Below are 3,836 nucleotides of genomic sequence, written 5' to 3' on the forward strand. Positions count from 1 at the left end.
TGGCGTCGTATTCGATGGGTTTCAAGACATTTCCAGAGAAAACCCTATATTGTTGACAAAGATTGCATTCGCTGTGGAATTTGCGTGGAAGCCTGTCCGGTAGAAGGCAAGGCTTTGAAACTTAACAGGCCGGCAGCACCGGTATATGATTATAAAAAATGTATTGCATGTTTTTGCTGTCAGGAGATGTGTCCTCAGAAAGCGATTCATGTGAAGTAGGGAACATATCTGCCTCCTTTGAATAGGATATATTAGTTTGACTGGGAGGTAGTATATGCGAAAAAAATATGTGAGTGCGTTGATGATGTTTGTCTTGCTGACCATAGGGATGCTCACCGGATGTGGAAACAGTACATCCGGTCTGACAAAGGTTCGGCTCATGGAAGTTGCCCATTCCATTTTTTATGCGCCGATGTATGTTGCTCTGGAGGAAGGCTACTTTAAAGAAGAAGGACTGGATGTGGAACTGAAAAACGGAAACGGTGCCGATAAAGTTATGACGGCCATGATCGCGGGTGAAGCGGATATCGGTTTTATGGGGCCGGAAGCTACGATTTATGTTTATAACGAAGGGAATACCGACTACGCGGTAAATTTTGCACAGTTGACTCAGAGGGCCGGTAATTTTCTTGTAGGGCGAACTGACAGCGGAAACTTTTCGTGGCAGGATCTTAAAGGCAAGACTGTCATCGGCGGTCGGGCAGGCGGAATGCCTCAGATGGTATTTGAGTATATATTAAAAATGAATGGCATGGATCCGGAGAAGGATCTGACGATCATACAGAATATCGATTTTGGAGTGACCGCAGAGGCCTTTGCGAGCGGTACAGGCGATTATACGGTTGAATTTGAGCCCCACGCTACAGGCATTGAAAAAGAGGGGCAGGGAAAAGTTATCGCATCCTTAGGCGTTGATTCAGGATATGTTCCTTATACCTGTTTTTCGTCCTTGAATTCGTATATCAATGAACATCCGGACATTCTTCAGAAGTTTACAAAGGCTATCCAAAAAGGTCTCGATTATGTCAATAGCCATACAAGTGAAGAAATTGCGAAAATCATCCAGCCTCAGTTTGAGGAGACGGATTTTGATACATTGAAGAAGATCGTAGAGCGCTATCACAATCAGGATACATGGAAGAAGGACACGATTTTTACAGAAGATGCCTTTGAACTTCTTCAGAATATTTTGGAGGAGGCGGGCGTGATCGACAAACGGGCGGATTATAATGTATTGGTAACGACACAGTTTTCTAAATAAAACGTGTTTGAAATCAGGGCTGTTTTATGCAGCCCTGAAATAAGGGATGGAGGAGTGTTTATGCATTTACAGAAACTGCGCATACAGAATTTTAAATCGATTCGTGACATAGAGATTCGTGATATAGAAAATGCTTTGATTCTTGTGGGGAAAAATAATGCGGGAAAAACCGTCATTTTAGATGCACTCCGCATTCTGAATGATACGTACGATATACAGGAAACGGATTTTAATCTGGACGGGGCCAATATAGAGATCGATGCGGAATTTTTGCTGGATGAAGAAGATCTCATGTATTTTAACCGGGAGGGGATCGTAAGTACATATAAACGATATGACCTGTGGATAAAAGAGTTTAAAAATCGCCTTCCGTCCTATGACGGGGAAAGCGGATGCATTTGGTTTAAAATGTCTGTGAATCGGAACGGACAAAGACGATTTTATGATGGTGTTCGAAAAGATAACCGCTACATTCGTCAGATTATTCCAAAATTTTATTATATTGACAATATGCGGCATTTTCAGGATATACAGGATGATATTTTTTTATGTCAGGAAAATGAATGGCTTTCGAGACTTCGAAAGGATCAGTGTCTTTTTGAGAGCGGAAAAGAATGCCACCGATGTTTTCACTGTATCGGCAAAATTGAACAGAAATCTCCAAAAGAGCTGAATGTGCTTGAGGCGGCAAGGTTGTTTGAGTATAAGCTCTATCAGGGGAATTTTATGTCATTCAGGGAGAGAGTCAACGATTTTTTCCATAAAAACGGTGGACAGAGTGAAGATATTTATTATTATATGGCGGAAAATATGGAAGATTTGTGTAAGATACAGGGATTTGTTCATCACCGTGAGCGGGATATCCGCATACCGTTAGAGAATATGGGAACAGGTATGCGCTGTATTTATGTATTATCCCTTCTGGAAGCTTATATTTACGGCGGAAAACATATGCCTTGTATTATTCTGATAGAAGATCCGGAAATATTTCTTCATCCGAGACTCCAGAAAGTGGCGGGAGAGATTTTATATCGACTGTCAAAAACGAATCAGGTCATTTTTTCCACCCATTCTCCGAACATGTTATTTAATTTTACTTCAGGACAGATTCGTCAGGTCCTGTCAGACAGGGAATGGTATACTGTTGTAAGAAAACCGGAGGATGTGGATGTGATTCTGGATGATCTGGGCTATACAGCCAATGATCTGATGAATGTGAATTTTGTGTTTATCGTTGAAGGAAAGCAGGATAAGAGCCGTTTGCCGCTGCTTTTGAATAAATATTATTCAGAAATTTTTGATGCGGAGGGACGGCCGTGCCGCATTGCCATTATTACGACAAACAGCTGCACCAATATTAAGACCTACGCCAATCTGAAATATATCAATAAGCTGTATCTGAAGGATCAGTTTCTCATGATCCGTGACGGGGACGGCAAAGATCCGGAAAAACTGGCAAGTCAGTTGTGCAGATATTACGATCAGTGTTCGGTCTCAGATGTGGACAGGATGCCGAAGGTGACACGAAGAAATGTATTAATTTTAAAGTATTATTCCTTTGAAAATTATTTCCTCGATCCAAAAGTGATGGTGAAAATAGGAATTTTAGACAATGAAGAACAATTTTATGATATACTGTTAGAGAAATGGAAGGAATATCTCTATCGTCTCAAATGCGGAAAACACTTTACCGAGGTTACCGGTATTGATATACAGTCATCTGAGCAAATAAAAGAGCATATTGAAGAATTTAAAATTTATATGCGGGGTCATAATCTGTATAATATTTTTTATGGTCCATATAAAAACAGGGAACAGGAAATATTACAGGCCTATATTGACCATGCTTCAAGAGAGACATTTCAGGATATTTTGGATGCTATTGATCAATTTGTTTATTTTGAAAATCGGATCAAAGGAGGAGCAGCAGAATGAATATTGAATTAGATACCCATACTCATACTCTGGCAAGCGGACATGCTTATAATACGATCCGTGAGATGATCGAAGCGGCAGCGGCGAAAGGGTTAAAGCTTCTGGCTCTCACAGAACATGCACCGGCCATGCCGGGAAGCTGCGGTGATTATTATTTTTATAATTTAAAGATTTTACCAAGGTTTCAGAAGGGGATTGAAGTCATGTTCGGCGTGGAGCTGAATGTGATGGATTATGAGGGACATGTGGATTTGCCCCAACATTATATTCAGTGTACGGATTTAAGAATTGCAAGTCTTCATCCGCCATGTCTCAGACCGGGAACAAAGGAAGAGAATACAGCCGCCATGATGGGGATTATCCATAATCCCTATGTCAACATTCTCGGACATCCGGATGACGGACGCTATGCGATGGATTATGAAGCGGTTATCTCAGAGGCAAAGAAATATGATAAAATTGTGGAATTAAACAATAATTCGATGAGTCCGTTAAATTCCAGGACCAATGCCCGGGAGAATGATAAGATAATTTTGGATCTCTGTAAAAAATATGAAGTTCCGGTTGTTATGGGGAGCGACGCTCATGCGGATTTTATGATCGGAGATTTTACCAGGGCATTAGAGCTTGTAGAGGAAGT

At 41.0% G+C, this 3,836-nt stretch carries 4 protein-coding genes; all 4 read left to right on the forward strand.

What is annotated here, in order from left to right; genetic code table 11:
• A partial coding sequence (locus QZZ35_RS09815) for a DUF362 domain-containing protein (RefSeq protein ID WP_291237237.1) occupies window positions 1-219 on the forward strand: 219 nt, incomplete at its 5' end.
• 55 nt (window positions 220-274) lie between these two features.
• Complete coding sequence (locus QZZ35_RS09820) at window positions 275-1,261, forward strand: ABC transporter substrate-binding protein (protein WP_291237238.1); 987 nt, start codon at window positions 275-277, stop codon at window positions 1,259-1,261.
• Window positions 1,262-1,321: 60 nt separating this feature from the next.
• Window positions 1,322-3,196, forward strand: coding sequence for an ATP-dependent nuclease (locus tag QZZ35_RS09825; RefSeq protein ID WP_291237239.1), 1,875 nt, complete (start codon window positions 1,322-1,324; stop codon window positions 3,194-3,196).
• Window positions 3,193-3,836: phosphatase (locus tag QZZ35_RS09830; protein ID WP_291237240.1), on the forward strand; the 644-nt coding region annotated here is incomplete at its 3' end. The genes QZZ35_RS09825 and QZZ35_RS09830, both read left to right, overlap by 4 nt.

This window comes from Frisingicoccus sp., assembly GCA_016298055.1.
GTDB lineage: Bacteria > Bacillota > Clostridia > Lachnospirales > Lachnospiraceae > Frisingicoccus.